The sequence below is a fragment of the Erwinia psychrophila genome (assembly GCF_039023475.1).
GTDB lineage: Bacteria > Pseudomonadota > Gammaproteobacteria > Enterobacterales > Enterobacteriaceae > Erwinia.
On the sequence record NZ_JBCHVB010000002.1, the window covers coordinates 592,994 to 607,337 of the forward strand.

Below are 14,344 nucleotides of genomic sequence, written 5' to 3' on the forward strand. Positions count from 1 at the left end.
GAAAAAAGCGATAGAAGTATGCGTTACTCACCGGAATCACTGGAAGCTTTTGTTCATACCGTAGAGTGTGGCTCCTTCTCTGCCGCCGCCCGTACGCTGCGAAAAAGCCAGTCAACGATCAGCACCGCCGTGGCCAATCTGGAAACCGATCTGGGCTTCGCCCTGTTCAGTCGTGATGCCCGTCTGCCGGTATTAACTGAAAATGGCCAGCGGGCGCTGGCCCAGGTCAGAGAAATACTGGCGGCCAGCGCGCAGCTGGACGATCTGGCCGTGCGGCTGACGGGCGAGGTGGAACCCCGCCTGAGCCTGGCTATCTCAGATTTCTGGCAGGCGGATTATCATGCATCGCTGCTGCAACGCTTTGCCGGACGCTATCCTGACATCGAATTTGAATGCATGGTTGCTGAAGATGCTGATGTGATCGATCTGCTTCAGGCGGGCAGGGCGCATCTGGGTGTCATCCGCGTCCAGCCTGACTACCCGCCTGGCATAATCACTTCCCGGCTCCAGGTTAAGGCGGAAATGGCGCTGTTTCTGCATCAGGATCATCCGCTTTCGCAGCAGGATCGGGTGACGGCAGGCGATCTTAACTCGGTCAGGCAGCTTTGCCTGAACACCTGGATTGAGAAAGAGCGCGTCCAGCCCGGCAGCGTCTGGTCGGCGCCCTCCTACTGGCTGCTGCTGGAGATGGCGGAGCAGGGATTCGGCTGGAGCATTTTGCCGCGCTGGATGCCGCACCAGTTTGGGCATAACGTGCTGAAGGAGCTGCCGGTAACCGGCTGGCCGCAGCGGATCTCCGTCGATGTGGTCTGGTCAGGACGCAAGCCGCCTGGTCCGGCGGGACGCTGGATGATCGATCAGCTTATGGCGCAGCGCGCCAGTTAGCGCCTGCGGAGATAAGGAAAAATAGCGGCGTCAGGTTGCTCCCCGTGGCCGGCCGGATAAAGTTAAACAAGCCGGGCTATTGCGGCGAAGTTTGCGTTGAGAAGATCCGCCAGATCCTGCGGCGAAAGTTCGATCTCAAGTCCCCGTCTGCCGCCGGAGACAAACACCGTGGCGAACTGCTGCGCCGGGATATCGATCACGGTAGGCAGGCGCTTTTTCTGGCCCAGCGGACTGATACCGCCCAGCAGATAGCCGGTGGTGCGCTGAGCGATCTGCGGATCGGCCATCTCCACTTTCTTGGCCCCGAGCGCCTTAGCCACATTTTTAAGATCGAGCTGCCCTGCCACCGGCGTGACGGCCACGGCCAGGGTTTTGTTGTCGCCATTCAGCGCCACGAGCAGCGTCTTATACACCCTGTCGGCATCAAGGTTCAGCTTGCGTACCGCCTCGTCGCCATAGTGCGTGTCGCTGGCGTCATGCTCATAGCTGTGGAGCTGAAAAGGGATTTTTTGCTTTTCGAGAAGTTTTACCGCGGGCGTCATCTGAACGGTCCTTTTATCAGGTAATGGCCGGAGGCCGGGACATTAAAAGAGAAAATAGTGGCGAAAATTCAGGCTTTGAGCGACAATCAGCCTCCCATCAGCAACCTGGTTGCGATGGATAACGAAAATCATAAAAAAATTCTACTTTGACGGGCCGGTAGCGATACTGGCCTTTTTTTTATGCTTTTTTCAGTAAGCCGGGCAGGTTGCCTTCGCCGTAGAGATGCAGCGCGCCGACGGCGACCACATAGTTACCCGGCTTCAGCGCCCTGAGCGCCAGGTTCCACTCCCGGTTGCGCTGAAGCATCAGCACATCATTCAGCGCACTGTTAAATGTGCCGGGCAGCACCGTCTGACGGGCGGTGGGCGGGCTCTCCAGCCACCAGCCGATCATGGTTTGCAGCAGGCGGGCATTGGTATTCCAGTGCCTGAACGTGTCCTGCAGCAGAGAAAGCCCGTTATCCGGCAGCGCCCTGAGCAGCGCCAGCTGAGTCTCCGGCCCCTCCAGCTCAATCACCGGTTTCTGCTGGGCGCGTGCCGCCTTCAGTAGCTGATAATCAATGCCGTAATCAGCCCTCAGTCCTAAGCGCTGCGCCTGCTGAGCCTGAAGCATCAGCGCCACCTGCCAGGCGGGCAGCCTGTCTGCCGCTTCGGGAGCGATGGCCACCTCACCGCATAAGCGCTGGAAGAGAGCCAGCTCATCCGCGTTCAGCCGTTCAGCCAGCGGCGGGCAGGGCTCGCTCTCGCAGAACGGAGAGGCGCCAGTGGTAATATCCGCTTCCACAATCAGCGCATCGGCACCGGCAAGCCGCTGCTGTAGTTGCGCAGGCAGCGGCATCATTCCCTGCGTACCCATATGAATACTGCCCACCAGATGCAGCTTGCTGCGCCCAACAATAAGATCCTGTGCCGGATAGGCGTAGCGCACCGGCGACAATTTTCGCCACAGTCCCGTTATCTTACGCAGTAGTGTTCCCATACTCTCGCCTCCTGTCCGTTAACCCTTCATGCTAACGGTTTACCACGCTCAGGAACAGTGATACCACGCCCGTGGCGAAGCGCGTAGCCGATCAGGCTGCCGGAGGCCGGTAGCGGATCAGGCGGTTGGCGTTACTGACCACGGTAATGGACGAGAGCGCCATCGCCGCGCCCGCCACTACCGGGCTGAGCAGCGTCCCGGTCAGCGGATATAACACCCCGGCCGCAATGGGAATGCCGATGGCGTTATAGATAAACGCGCCCAGCAAATTCTGCTTCATATTTCGCAGGGTCGCTTTAGCGATCGCCAGGCCATCCACCACGGCGTTCAGATCATGGCGCATCAGCGTGATCGCCGCCGTCTCAATGGCCACGTCGCTGCCGCTGCCCATGGCGATACCCACGTCAGCCTGCGCCAGCGCGGGGGCGTCATTGATGCCGTCGCCAATCATGGCGACCTGCTCCCCTTTTTGCTGAAGATCGACAATGGCTTTTGCTTTACCGTCGGGCAGCACGCCGGCAATGACGTCATCCAGGCCCGCTTCGCGCGCAATGGCGCGGGCGGTCTTCTCGTTATCGCCGGTCAGCATCACCAGCCGGTATCCCTGCTGGCGCAGCCGTTGCAGTGCCGTCACGCTTTCACTACGCAGCGGATCGCGCACGGAAAACATCGCAACAATCTTTCCGTCAGCGGCCAGCAGCACCGGCGTCACGCCCAGACCTGCCTGTTCGTCAAGCTGGGCCGAAATAGCGGATATCTCTATCTGCTGTTGTGCCATCAGCGCAGCATTGCCGAGCCAGAGTGAAGTGCCTGCAACTTCACCGCTGACGCCCAGCCCGCCCAGGGTGCGGAATTGCGCAACGTCCGGCAGCGACAGCTCACCAGCGCGTTCAAGGATGGCATGCGCCAGCGGATGCTGAGACCCCTGCTCCAGCGCCGCCGCCCAGGCAAGCGCCTGCGCTTCGCTTGTCCCGTTGAAAAGCGCGATTTCAGCGACCTGCGGCTTGCCTTCGGTCAGCGTACCGGTTTTATCAAACACCAGCGTGGTAAGCGTGCTGGCCCGCTGTAGCGCGTCGGCATCGCGGACCAGTACGCCAGACTCAGCGGCGCGGCCCACGCCTGCGATAATCGACATCGGCGTGGCGAGGCCCAGCGCGCAGGGACAGGCGATAATCAGCACCGTGGTAGCGATCACCAGCATATAGACCAGCTGAGGGGCAGGACCGACAAAATACCAGATCGCCGCGCTGATCAGGGCGATGGCGACCACCACCGGCACAAACACCGCTGAAATGCGGTCGGCAAGCTGACCTATTTCCGGCTTGCTGCTTTGTGCCTGACGGACCAGGTTAATGATCCGCGACAGTGTGGTATTCCGGCCCACCGCGCTGGCGGTAAACAGCACGCTGCCATCCTGCATCACCGTACCGGCATGAACCTCGTCGCCGGTGGCTTTCTGTAGTGGAATAGCTTCACCGGTCAGCATCGCCTCATCCAGCCAGGCTTCCCCCTGGGTGATAGTACCGTCAACGGGCACCCGATCGCCCGTGGTCAGGCGCAGCGTCATGCCGGGTTCAACGTCGCTTAAGGCCAGGGTTTTTTCGCCCGCCTCCGTGACGACCCGGGCGACGGGAGGCGTCAGATCCAGCAGGCGCTCCAGCGCCTGAGAGGCGCGCTGGCGGGCTCGCTGCTCCAGCATATGGCCGAGGTTGATCAGGCCAATAATCATCACGCTGGCCTCATAGTAGAGATGCCGGGCTTCGGGAGGAACGCTGTCGGGCCAGAGGTTAACGCCCATGGAGTAGATCCAGGCCGCGCCGGTGCCCAGCGCCACCAGCGTATCCATCGTGGCGGTGCCCTGCATCAGACTTTTGGCGGCACTGCGGTAAAAGTGTCCGCCGGCGATAATCATCACCAGCAGCGTCACCACACCGATGGCAAGCCAGCCGCTGCGGTTACTTTCCGTCAGCATCATATTGTCGCCGATCATCCCCCAGCCCATCAGCGGGATGCCCAGCGCCAGCGCCAGAATGGCCTGCCAGCGGAAGCGGCGCGTTGCCTCACGCGCCGTCTTCTGCTGTTTTTCACGACGTTTGCTGTCATCTTCAATAATTTCTGCGCCATAACCCGCGTTTTTAACCGCTTCGGTCAGCGCCTGAGGCGCGGCCTGACCCATCACCAGCGCGCTGCGCTCGGCAAGGTTAACGCGCGCCCGGCTGACGCCGGGAACGCCTGTCAGCGCCTTCTCCACCCGACTGACACAGCTGGCACAGCTCATACCGTCAATTAACAGATGAAAGCTCTCTGTCGTTTCTGCCGGAAGCGCTTCTGATTCCGCCGTCAGCGCTTCCGGCTGAGGTTCTGAGTCTGTCAGCGGATCAGGCTTTGGGGAGGTGTCGTCCTGCTTCAGGCTGGCGTGATAGCCGGCCTGCTCAACGGCGGCGATTAAATCATCCGCGCTGGCGTTGCCGCTGATGCGGGCCTCTTCAAGGGTAACATCGGCCTGGGTGACGTCATCACGCTGTTCCAGCGTCTCTTTCACCCGTTTTACACAGTGGCCGCAGGACAAGCCGTCCAGCGTCAGTAACGTAGTCTGTGACATAGTAAGGACTCCTGATAGTGTGGTTTGACCCCTTGCGGGTTTTGCAGTAGTTATAAAGCGTAAACCTTCCATCAAGGGGAAGGTCAAGGGGAGTGAAATGAATATCAGCGATGTGGCGAAAAAAACCGGGCTGACCAGTAAAGCGATCCGTTTTTATGAGGAGAAGGGGCTGGTAACGGCACCGCTGCGCAGTGAAAACGGCTACCGCAGCTACACGGCGAAGCATCTGGAAGAACTGACGCTGCTGCGACAGGCAAGGCAGGTGGGATTTAATCTGGAAGAGTGCCGCGAAATGGTCGGACTCTTCAACGATCCTCACCGGCACAGCGCCGACGTTAAGGCCCGTACGCTCAGTAAAGTGGCAGAAATTGAGTCACACATTCTTGAGCTAAGCCAGATGCGCGAGCGGCTGCTGGCGCTGGCGGATAGCTGCCCCGGCGACGAAGGGGCAGAATGTCCGATAATCAATAATCTGGCCGGCTGCTGCCACGCTGAATCCGCAGAAAAAGCCGGTTAGATCGGCGATCTTCGCCCCGGATTTTCTGCATCTTCATTTAAATCCGCCTCATGAAGGTTGTCAGCGCGGGCTTTTCTCCCGATCCTCCCTGACCACCTTAAGCGTAATTCCTTCGATGGCGACAACAACGACGGGCGTTCCGGCCGGGTAGTTTTCTGCGGCCTGCACCCGCCAGCTACTGTCGCCGACCCTGACGTGGCCGATCCCGCCGGAGAGCGCCTCGTCCAGCGTCAGCCGCTGGCCGATAAGCTGGCTACCGCGCTGATTAAGGGAATTCTGCGGCTGTTCACGCACCCGGCCTTTCAGCCACCGGTACCACCACAGGGCGGAAAGCACCGTCAGCAGCGCAAAACTGAGGCCCTGCCACTCCCAGGGAAGCGGCACCAGCCAGACCAGCAGGCCCACCAGCACGGCAGCGATGCCGCTCCACAGCAGGTAGCCGCTGGCACCCAGCATTTCGGCCGCCAGCAGCACGCCGCCCAGCGTCAGCCACAGCCGCCAGGGATTCGCTAACAGATCGGAAAGCATCACCGGCTCCGGTCTTTTTTGGTTTCATTAAGCAGCTCGGCGATACCCGCAATCGAGCCCATCAGGCTGCTGGCCTCCAGCGGCATCATAATCATCTTGCTGCTGTTTGAGGTGCCGATTTTCTGTAGCGCCTCGGTATAATTCTGGGCGACAAAATAGTTTATCGCCTGAATATCGCCGGCGGCGATGGCCTCCGAAACCATTTTCGTGGCGGCGGCTTCCGCCTCTGCGCTACGCTCCCGCGCTTCGGCCTGCAAAAAGGCCGACTGCCGTTCCCCTTCCGCCTTCAGGATTTGCGACTGTTTTTCCCCCTCCGCGCGCAGGATCGCCGCCTGCCGGACGCCTTCTGCTTCAAGGATATCGGCCCGCTTGGTCCGCTCCGCCTTCATCTGGGCGTTCATAGAGGCGATCAGCTCGGCGGGCGGGCGCACATCACGTATCTCAATGCGGGTGATCTTCACGCCCCAGGGGTTGGTGGCCTCATCGACAATCCGCAGCAGGCGCGTATTGATGTTATCGCGCTGCGACAGCATTTCGTCCAGCTCCATGGAGCCCAGCACGGTACGCATGTTGGTCATGGTCAGATTCACGATGGCCAGCTCAAGGTTGCTGACCTCGTAGGCCGCACGGGGCGCATCCACCACCTGAATAAAACAGACCGCGTCGATGGTGACGCTGGCGTTATCTTTCGAGATGATTTCCTGGGAAGGGATGTCGAGCACCTGCTCCATCATATTGATTTTGCGGCCCACGCGATCCATGAACGGCACGACGAGGTTAAGCCCGGGCTGCAGCGTTGTGGTGTAGCGACCAAAACGCTCCACCGTCCACTGATAGCCCTGCGGAACGATTTTGATCCCTGACCAGACGAGGATCAGGGCAAGGACAATAATGACAGGGATCACTGTCAGCATACTAACCTCCGGATTGTTAATATCAGGGCCGAGTCATTCGGCCCTGTCCCGCAACGACGGGGCCGCTACGGAGGCTGAACTCTACTCACATAAGAGACAGATTATCAGTAGAGCAGGGAGTAGAGCTGACGACGGTATTTCGCCGCCAGCGCATCACCGGTACCGAGCGCGGCCAGAATTTCCTGAAGAATTTTACGCGCCTGGCCCTCTGCAGCGCCAAGATCTTTTTTCAGGTGGGTGAACAGCAGCGCCAGCGCCTCTTCATTACGGCCAACCTGATGAAGCTGAACCGCCAGCTTGGTGGCGAGCTCTGCATTGTCAGGGTCCGCCTCAATCTGCTGCTGAAGCTCCTGAATCTCCGGCGTGTTGGCCGCCTGCTTCAGCAGGTCAATCTGCGCAATCAGCCCCTGGTAACGGGTGTCTTTATCCTGCAACGGCACCACGCTCAGCACGGTTTCCGCTTCATCGCTGCGGTTCAGCGCAATCAGCGCCTCCGCCAGCAGAAAGCCCATTTCGCTGTTTTTATTGCTCAGCTGCCAGGCATCTTTCAGCAGCGGCAGGGCCTCCAGCGTTTTTCCTTCCTGCATCAGCTGCATCGCTTCCTGCGCCTTCAGCTCTTCTTCTTTCGGCAGCACCTTGTGCAGCAGCGCCCGGATCGCCTCTTCCGGCTGCGGGCCCTGGAAGCCGTCAACCGGCTGGCCGTTCTGGAACAGATAAACGGTCGGGATTGAGCGCAGACCAAACTGCTGGGCAACGGCGGGTTCAGCATCACAGTCCAGCGTGGCAAGCACGAACTGACCTGCATACTCCTGCGCCAGACGCTCCAGCACCGGCGTCAGCTCCTGACAGTGCTGGCTGCGGCCTGACCAGAAGTAAAACAGGACCGGCACCTGCATCGACTGCTCCAGCGTCTGTTGCAGGTTAGTTTCGTTAATCGGGATAATGGCAGCTTGTGGTGACATGAATTCGTCTCTTTTTCTGGGTTTCTTACTCTATGGGGGCGCGCTGATGCGCTTCAAGTCTTATTAATGGCATCAGGTTATTTCCCGCGCAATATACGATCCAGCATCCAGCCCGGTAGCAACCGGCGTAACAGGGCCATTACATGCGCGACCAGGGTCACAGGATAGCGCAAACGGGGATGGCGGCTCTCTAAAGCATGGCGCAGCTTGGGCAATATCGCTTCCGGCGGCAGGGTAAAACGTGCGGCGATGCCGGGATTTTTTACCGGCTTCTCCTGCTGTGCCTGGCGGACGTTGTCGGTAAAGCGGGTCTTTATGGGACCGGGTTCAATCAGGCTTACCCGGATGCCGCTGCCGTGCAACTCCATCCGCAGCGCGTCGGACCAGGCTTCCAGCGCATATTTACTGGCGGCGTAGGCACCGCGCCCGGGCGTGGAAATCAGGCCCAGCACCGAACTGGTATTGATGATCCTTGCCCCGCCGCCCGCCCGTAAGGCGGGGAGCAGCAGGGTGGTCAGCTGATGGGTACCAAACAGATTGGTGGCAAACTGCTGCTCCAACTGCTCGCGTGAAATGGACGCCAGCGGACCGTAAACCCCATAGCCGCCGTTATTGAACAGTCCATAAAGGCGGTTATCGCAGAGCGAGATAATGGTCGCGGCGGCCCGCGTCACGCTTGCACTGTCGTTGAGATCCAGCTCAACGCCGGTAAACCCCAGTGCATTCATACGCTGCACATCCTCCGGCTTACGGCAGGCTGCCAGCACGCGGTAGCCGCGACGGAGTAGATCGTTGGCCGCCGCCAGGCCAATTCCGCTGGAACTGCCGGTGATTACGACTATTTTTTGCATAACTTTACCTGTAAGGCCCGGTGTAAGCGGTTTACTCATGCTTAACTAGGGGAGCCAGTTCCTTCGCCATCAGCCCGGCGATAAACGGCTGGGCTTCAGGGCTGGGATGAATGCCGTCCTGCTGCATCCATTCCGGTTTCAGATAGATCTGCTCCATAAAAAAGGGCAGCAGTGGAATGGAGAACTCCTTCGCCAGACGGGGATAGATCTCGCTAAAGGACTCGGTATAACGGCGACCGTAGTTAGCCGGAAGGCGAATTTGCATCAGCAGCGGCTGCGCATTGGCAGCCTTCACCTGGGTAATAATTTTACTGAGGTCCTGTTCGATGTTTTTCGGCGGAAACCCGCGCAGCCCATCGTTACCACCCAGTTCAATCAGGACCCAGCGAGGCTGATGCTGTTTCAGCAGCGAGGGCAGGCGCGCCAGCCCCTGAGTGGTGGTATCACCGCTTATGCTACCGTTAACAATAGTGGGCGTTTTTTGCCATTTATCATTGAGTAACGCCGGCCATGCGGCGGAGGCGGACATCCGGTAACCGGCACTCAGGCTGTCGCCGAGGACCAGCAGCGTATCCGCCGTCGCCGTGCGCAGCGTCATCAGGGCCAATAATAACAGGAAAGGAAAATGCCAGCGGAAAACATTCTTGAAGTTCATCATCTTAGTAAGTCCGTCGGTGAGGGTGAGCATCAGCTTTCCATCCTTACCGGAGTTGAGCTGGTTGTCAAACCAGCTGAGACCATCGCCCTGATTGGCGAGTCGGGGTCGGGGAAATCCACGCTGTTAGGCATTCTGGCCGGGCTGGATGACGGGAGCGAAGGGGAGGTGTTTTTACTCGATCATCCCCTGCATCAGATGAATGAAGAGCAGCGGGCCGATCTGCGGGCGAAAAGCGTCGGCTTTGTGTTTCAGTCGTTTATGCTGGTTCCTACCCTGAACGCGCTGGAAAACGTACAGCTTCCCGCCCTGCTGCGCGGTGAAAGCGATCGGCAAAGCCGTCAGCAGGCCCGCGAGCTGCTTGCCCAGCTGGGGCTGGCGGAGCGCCTGACGCATATGCCTTCGCAGCTCTCCGGCGGCGAACAGCAGCGTGTGGCGCTGGCAAGAGCTTTCAGCGGCCGACCCGCGCTGCTGTTCGCCGATGAGCCCACCGGCAACCTTGACCGGAAAACCGGCGATCGCATTGCCGACCTGCTTTTCTCGCTTAACCGGGATTTAGCCACCACGCTGATTCTGGTCACGCATGATGAACAACTGGCTGCGCGCTGCGATCGCCGGCTGCGCATGCGCGACGGCAAGCTGTGGGAGGAAGCATGATCTGGCGCTGGTTCTGGCGTGAATGGAAATCGCCTTCGCTGTTGATTGTCTGGCTGGCGCTGACGCTGGCCGTGGCGTGCGTGCTGGCGCTCGGATCGCTCAGCGACCGCATGGAGAAAGGGCTCAGCCAGCAGAGCCGGGATTTTATGGCGGGCGATCGCACGCTGCAAAGCGCGCGCGAAGTGCCGCCGGAATGGCTTGATGAGGCCAGGCGGGAAGGGCTGACGGTGGGCAGGCAGCTCACATTTATGACCATGACCTTCGCCGGAGAGACGCCGCAGCTGGCGTCGGTAAAGGCCGTAGACGATCTTTATCCCATGTTTGGTGAGCTTGCCACGCAGCCTGCCGGACTGCGGCCTGCCGCCGGTACGGTGCTGGCAGCGCCCAGGCTGATGGCGTTGCTTGATCTCAAAACGGGCAGCAGTCTGGATGTGGGGGATACCACGCTGCGGGTTGCCGGGGAGGTGATCCGCGAGCCGGATTCCGGCTTTAACCCGTTCCAGACCGCCCCCCGCTTACTGATGAACCTGGCCGACGTGGCGAAAACCGGCGCTATTCAGCCCGGCAGCCGTGTCACCTGGCGCTATAAGTTTGCCGGTGACCCCGACGAGTTGAGCCGCTATGACAGCTACATAGCCTCCCGCCTTAAGCCGGATCAGCGCTGGATCAGCGTGGAAAATTCGGAGGATGCGCTGGGCAGATCGATGCAGCGCGCCCAGAAGTTCCTGCTGCTCTCCGCGCTGCTGACGCTGATGCTGGCTATTGCTGCCGTGGCGGTGGCGATGAGCCATTACTGCCGCAGCCGCTATGACCTGGTGGCGGTGCTGAAAACCCTGGGCGCTAACCGCGCCGCGTTGCGAAAGCTGATTGTCGGCCAGTGGCTGGCGGTTCTGTTGCTGGCTGCCGTCGCCGGTGGCGCGGTCGGGCTGGGGTTTGAAGCCGTGCTGCTGCGGATGCTGAGGCCCGTTCTGCCTGGCGAGCTTCCGCCCGCCAGCGCGTGGCCCTGGCTCTGGGCCACGGGTGCGCTGTTTATCATCTCGCTGCTGGTCGGACTGCGCCCCTACCGGCTGCTGCTGGCGACTCAGCCGCTCAGGGTTCTTCGCTGGGATGCGGTTGCCAACGTCTGGCCGCTGAAATTTTATCTTCCGGCGATGGCGGTAGTGGTAACGGGCCTGCTGGCGCTGCTGGTCGGGGGCAGTAAGCTGCTCTGGGCGCTGGTGGCGGGGATCGTGCTGCTCTCACTGCTGCTGGGAGGGCTTGGCTGGGCGTCTCTGATGCTTCTGCGGCGCTTGCGGGTGCGCAATCTCGCCTTCCGGCTGGCGATCAACCGGCTACTGCGTCAGCCCTGGACCACGCTCAGTCAGCTGGCTGCCTTCTCGCTGTCGTTTATGCTGCTGGCTCTGCTGTTAGTGATGCGTGGCGATCTGCTGGATCGCTGGCAGCAGCAGTTGCCTCCGGGGAGCCCGAACTATTTCCTGCTGAACCTGACGCAGGATCAGGTGCCCCAGGTGAAAACTTTCCTGGAGCAGCATCAGATTGAGCCGCAAACGTTCTACCCGATTGCGCGGGTCAGGCTGACGGGGATTAATGATAAGCCCGCCGATCCGGCGCTGGACAGCGCCCTCCAGCGCGAGCTGAATCTGACATGGCAGGCGGATCTGCCTGACCATAATCCGCTGACGGCGGGAAGCTGGCCGCCGGGGAAAGGAGAGACCTCCATTGAGGAAGAGCTGGCAGAACGGCTTGGCGTGAAGCTGGGCGATACGCTGACATTTACCGGCGACACCCAGCAGTTCAGGGCCAAAATCACCAGTTTCCGTCAGGTAGACTGGGAAAGCCTTAAGCCCAATTTCTTCTTCATATTCCCGCCAGGCGCCCTGGACGGCCAGCCGCAAACCTGGCTGACCAGCTTCCGGCTGGAGGGAAATAATGCCCTGCTGGCCCAGCTGAACCGTGAGTTTCCTACGCTGAGCCTGCTTGATATCGGCGGCATTCTGCGGCAGATAGGCCAGGTGCTGGCACAGGTTAGCCAGGCGCTGGAGATCATGGTGGTTCTGGTGACCGCCTGTGGCGTACTGCTTTTGCTGGCGCAGATCCAGGTTGGTATGCGTCAGCGCCGGCAGGAGCTGGTGGTCTACCGCACGCTTGGCGCGGGCAAAAAACTGCTGCGGACCACGCTCTGGTGTGAGTTTGCGCTGCTTGGCGTGGTGGCCGGCGTGGCGGCAGCCATCGGTGCCGAGGCGGCCTTGTGGGGACTGCAGCGTAAAGTCTTCGACTTCCCCTGGCAGCCAAATCTGCTGCTCTGGCTGACGCTTCCCCTGACCGGCGCGATCCTGCTTTCGCTGTGCGGCGGCTGGCTGGGCGTGCGTCTGCTGAAAGGCAAGGCGCTTTTCAGAAGCTACAATGCTGCGTAATATAGAGGCCAGTTAAAACTGGCCTCACGCTTTATTGGCCGTTCCAAAGCCGCTTCCGGTAAACGCTTAACCGGAAGATTTTCGTTCGCCGCATCCATTATCATCCTGAGTGAGAATGAATGCGGCGTTCATTTTTACGTCAGGGAATCATGTCAATGTTGCACTTACTTGATATTAATTACCGATCTCTTTCTGAAGTAAGGGGGAAAGAGCTGTTTACTCTCAGAAAATCGGTATTCAAGGACAGACTAAACTGGATGGTAAACAGTGAAGATAATATGGAGTCCGATGAGTATGATAATGAACTGACAACCTACGTTTTTGGCATGTTTGATGATGTCTGTATCTGTAGCTTGCGGTTTATTGAAACCCGGCACCCCAATATGATTACCGGCACTTTCAAATCCTACTTTCGTGCTTTTGATCTTCCTGACGGAAATTATCTGGAGGCGAGCCGGTTATTTATTGATAAAGCGCGGGTGCAGGCGCTTAAGCTCCGGCGCCAGCCCATCAGCACGCTCCTTTTCCTGTCAATGATTAACTACGCCAGAGAAAATAACTATGCGGGGATTTACGCCATCGTCAGTCACCCTATGTATCTTATTTTTAAACGGTCCGGGTGGAAGATAGAGGTGATGGAGCAGGGACTATCCGAAAAGGATCAAAACATTTATCTTATTTTTATGCCGGTGGACAAAGAGAATCAGCAGACGCTGATTGAGGCTCTTCGCGCAAAGGTCCCCCGGCTCAACGGCTGCAGGCTGGATAGCTGGCCTTTAGCCTTCCCCGTCAGGAAGAATGGGGCGGATGAGATTTAGCTCGATCCCCAGCCTGATCGCATGTTTGGCATTGGTGACGCCCAGTTTTTTTACCGCGTTGCCAATATGGTATTTTACCGTGGTCAGCTTAATCCCTAAAATTAACGCGATTTCCTGATAGGATTTTCCCACGCTGGCCCAGTAGACAATCTCATTCTCCCGCTTTGAGAAAATTTCACGATTGTTCATCTCCTCAAAATATTTTTTACCGGAAAGTTCCTGATAAAGGGTCGTCAGCTTCTCATGCGTTTCGATAAGCAGCATCTGAATTTTGTGCCTGTTCTCTTTTATCAGCTCTTCAGTATTCTCGTCGCAGTCTCTATCTAACATGATAGAGAGCACCACCAGATTATTATTGTGGTCGTGCAGGACAAAGGTATAGCCATTGATAATGTCGTGATTTTTCGCCATATCAAAGAGCTTGGGCACCTTAACCCCTTTATTCAGCATGAGGTTTTCATCCCAGGAGAAAGGCGTCATGCGATAAAGCGCGGTGATCAGAACCGGATCGATAAACTGGAAATTATTTTCTGTATAAACCTTAAACCACTCCCGGCGGTTAGAAATGATCGAAAAATCCGCCGGGTTACGTTTGCTCATAATGGCGTAGGCGTATTTGATATTGCTGTACAGATTCAGCTTTCTCTCCAGATATTCCTGGACCGAAGCATTGATGGTTGGGTTACTAAAAGACGATTTGGTCATATAACGTTGTCCCTGGGTTTCTGAAACCTCCGTAACAACGTAATGTTAACATAATTTCATTGATTCGCCCATGGGAACGGCGGCGGGCCTGTGGCGAAGCGCGGGAGCATGAGGGAGGGGGAGATGGAACCGATGCAGGACACAGAAATCAAATAAGTTGTAAGGAAAACTAATCTTTAATTGCCGCGCCGGGATAGCAAAGGTTCCCCTGGTGTTGACGAAAAATAAATAACTAATTGTAAACTATATATTTTTTATTAACTGCTGGGGTATACAATACTGAAGTTTTCTGAAAAATAATAGCCATACTTAAGT

14 protein-coding genes are annotated in these 14,344 nt (G+C 58.3%); 5 read left to right on the top strand and 9 right to left on the bottom strand.

Annotated features, from left to right (window positions below; translation table 11 throughout):
* Nucleotides 1–18 precede the first annotated feature (18 nt).
* Nucleotides 19–885, top strand: coding sequence for a LysR family transcriptional regulator (locus AAH446_RS08790; protein WP_342906324.1), 867 nt, complete (start codon nucleotides 19–21; stop codon nucleotides 883–885).
* A gap of 62 nt (nucleotides 886–947) precedes the next feature.
* Here AAH446_RS08790 and ybaK read toward each other — a convergent pair whose 3' ends face one another.
* The 3 genes from ybaK to copA form a co-directional block, all read right to left on the bottom strand.
* Nucleotides 948–1,427: a Cys-tRNA(Pro)/Cys-tRNA(Cys) deacylase YbaK gene (ybaK, locus tag AAH446_RS08795; RefSeq protein WP_342906325.1), complete on the bottom strand. Its 480-nt coding sequence runs from the start codon at nucleotides 1,425–1,427 to the stop codon at nucleotides 948–950.
* Between the two features lie 178 nt (nucleotides 1,428–1,605).
* Nucleotides 1,606–2,406 (bottom strand): TraB/GumN family protein, encoded by an 801-nt coding sequence (locus AAH446_RS08800; protein ID WP_342906326.1) that lies wholly within the window; start codon nucleotides 2,404–2,406, stop codon nucleotides 1,606–1,608.
* A 91-nt stretch (nucleotides 2,407–2,497) separates the two neighbouring features.
* The gene (copA, locus tag AAH446_RS08805; protein ID WP_342906327.1) at nucleotides 2,498–5,008 is read right to left on the bottom strand and encodes a copper-exporting P-type ATPase CopA; all 2,511 of its coding nucleotides are present in this window, start codon (nucleotides 5,006–5,008) and stop codon (nucleotides 2,498–2,500) included.
* A 97-nt stretch (nucleotides 5,009–5,105) separates the two neighbouring features.
* On the opposite strand from copA, the gene cueR reads away from it, so the two are divergent.
* Nucleotides 5,106–5,525, top strand: coding sequence for a Cu(I)-responsive transcriptional regulator (gene cueR / locus AAH446_RS08810; RefSeq protein WP_342906328.1), 420 nt, complete (start codon nucleotides 5,106–5,108; stop codon nucleotides 5,523–5,525).
* A gap of 60 nt (nucleotides 5,526–5,585) precedes the next feature.
* Here cueR and AAH446_RS08815 read toward each other — a convergent pair whose 3' ends face one another.
* The 5 genes from AAH446_RS08815 to tesA all read right to left on the bottom strand — a co-directional run bounded on the left by AAH446_RS08815 (nucleotide 5,586) and on the right by tesA (nucleotide 9,435).
* On the bottom strand, nucleotides 5,586–6,053 hold the full coding sequence (locus AAH446_RS08815; protein WP_342906329.1) for an NfeD family protein: 468 nt from the start codon (nucleotides 6,051–6,053) through the stop codon (nucleotides 5,586–5,588).
* Nucleotides 6,053–6,967, bottom strand: coding sequence for an SPFH domain-containing protein (locus AAH446_RS08820; RefSeq protein WP_342906330.1), 915 nt, complete (start codon nucleotides 6,965–6,967; stop codon nucleotides 6,053–6,055). Before AAH446_RS08820 ends, AAH446_RS08815 begins: the two co-directional genes overlap by 1 nt.
* A 104-nt stretch (nucleotides 6,968–7,071) precedes the next feature.
* Entirely contained in the window at nucleotides 7,072–7,929 is an 858-nt protein-coding gene (locus AAH446_RS08825; RefSeq protein WP_342906331.1) for a co-chaperone YbbN, read from the bottom strand.
* Between the two features lie 77 nt (nucleotides 7,930–8,006).
* The gene (locus AAH446_RS08830; RefSeq protein ID WP_342906332.1) at nucleotides 8,007–8,780 is read right to left on the bottom strand and encodes an SDR family oxidoreductase; all 774 of its coding nucleotides are present in this window, start codon (nucleotides 8,778–8,780) and stop codon (nucleotides 8,007–8,009) included.
* A gap of 31 nt (nucleotides 8,781–8,811) precedes the next feature.
* Complete coding sequence (gene tesA, locus AAH446_RS08835; protein WP_342906383.1) at nucleotides 8,812–9,435, bottom strand: multifunctional acyl-CoA thioesterase I/protease I/lysophospholipase L1; 624 nt, start codon at nucleotides 9,433–9,435, stop codon at nucleotides 8,812–8,814.
* Between tesA and ybbA the strand changes: the two genes are divergently transcribed.
* From ybbA to AAH446_RS08850, 3 genes are all read left to right on the top strand, one after another.
* The gene (gene ybbA, locus AAH446_RS08840) at nucleotides 9,406–10,092 is read left to right on the top strand and encodes a putative ABC transporter ATP-binding protein YbbA (protein WP_342906333.1); all 687 of its coding nucleotides are present in this window, start codon (nucleotides 9,406–9,408) and stop codon (nucleotides 10,090–10,092) included. The genes tesA and ybbA overlap by 30 nt on opposite strands.
* Nucleotides 10,089–12,506: a putative ABC transporter permease subunit YbbP gene (ybbP, locus tag AAH446_RS08845; RefSeq protein WP_342906334.1), complete on the top strand. Its 2,418-nt coding sequence runs from the start codon at nucleotides 10,089–10,091 to the stop codon at nucleotides 12,504–12,506. Before ybbA ends, ybbP begins: the two co-directional genes overlap by 4 nt.
* Nucleotides 12,507–12,661: 155 nt before the next feature.
* A complete protein-coding gene (locus AAH446_RS08850) occupies nucleotides 12,662–13,324 on the top strand; it encodes an acyl-homoserine-lactone synthase (protein ID WP_342906335.1) in 663 nt (220 codons plus the stop codon).
* On the opposite strand, the gene AAH446_RS08855 is transcribed toward AAH446_RS08850, so the two are convergent.
* Complete coding sequence (locus tag AAH446_RS08855) at nucleotides 13,283–14,029, bottom strand: helix-turn-helix transcriptional regulator (protein WP_342906336.1); 747 nt, start codon at nucleotides 14,027–14,029, stop codon at nucleotides 13,283–13,285. The genes AAH446_RS08850 and AAH446_RS08855 overlap by 42 nt on opposite strands.
* Nucleotides 14,030–14,344: the final 315 nt, after the last annotated feature.

Bases quoted from the DNA above. Each gene is read 5' to 3' on its own strand.
- AAH446_RS08790 (WP_342906324.1), top strand. From the start codon at position 19: ATGCGTTACTCACCGGAATCACTGGAAGCTTTTGTTCATACCGTAGAG.
- ybaK (WP_342906325.1), bottom strand. From the start codon at position 1,427: ATGACGCCCGCGGTAAAACTTCTCGAAAAGCAAAAAATCCCTTTTCAG.
- AAH446_RS08800 (WP_342906326.1), bottom strand. From the start codon at position 2,406: ATGGGAACACTACTGCGTAAGATAACGGGACTGTGGCGAAAATTGTCG.
- copA (WP_342906327.1), bottom strand. From the start codon at position 5,008: ATGTCACAGACTACGTTACTGACGCTGGACGGCTTGTCCTGCGGCCAC.
- cueR (WP_342906328.1), top strand. From the start codon at position 5,106: ATGAATATCAGCGATGTGGCGAAAAAAACCGGGCTGACCAGTAAAGCG.
- AAH446_RS08815 (WP_342906329.1), bottom strand. From the start codon at position 6,053: ATGCTTTCCGATCTGTTAGCGAATCCCTGGCGGCTGTGGCTGACGCTG.
- AAH446_RS08820 (WP_342906330.1), bottom strand. From the start codon at position 6,967: ATGCTGACAGTGATCCCTGTCATTATTGTCCTTGCCCTGATCCTCGTC.
- AAH446_RS08825 (WP_342906331.1), bottom strand. From the start codon at position 7,929: ATGTCACCACAAGCTGCCATTATCCCGATTAACGAAACTAACCTGCAA.
- AAH446_RS08830 (WP_342906332.1), bottom strand. From the start codon at position 8,780: ATGCAAAAAATAGTCGTAATCACCGGCAGTTCCAGCGGAATTGGCCTG.
- ybbA (WP_342906333.1), top strand. From the start codon at position 9,406: ATGCCAGCGGAAAACATTCTTGAAGTTCATCATCTTAGTAAGTCCGTC.
- tesA (WP_342906383.1), bottom strand. From the start codon at position 9,435: ATGAACTTCAAGAATGTTTTCCGCTGGCATTTTCCTTTCCTGTTATTA.
- ybbP (WP_342906334.1), top strand. From the start codon at position 10,089: ATGATCTGGCGCTGGTTCTGGCGTGAATGGAAATCGCCTTCGCTGTTG.
- AAH446_RS08850 (WP_342906335.1), top strand. From the start codon at position 12,662: ATGTTGCACTTACTTGATATTAATTACCGATCTCTTTCTGAAGTAAGG.
- AAH446_RS08855 (WP_342906336.1), bottom strand. From the start codon at position 14,029: ATGACCAAATCGTCTTTTAGTAACCCAACCATCAATGCTTCGGTCCAG.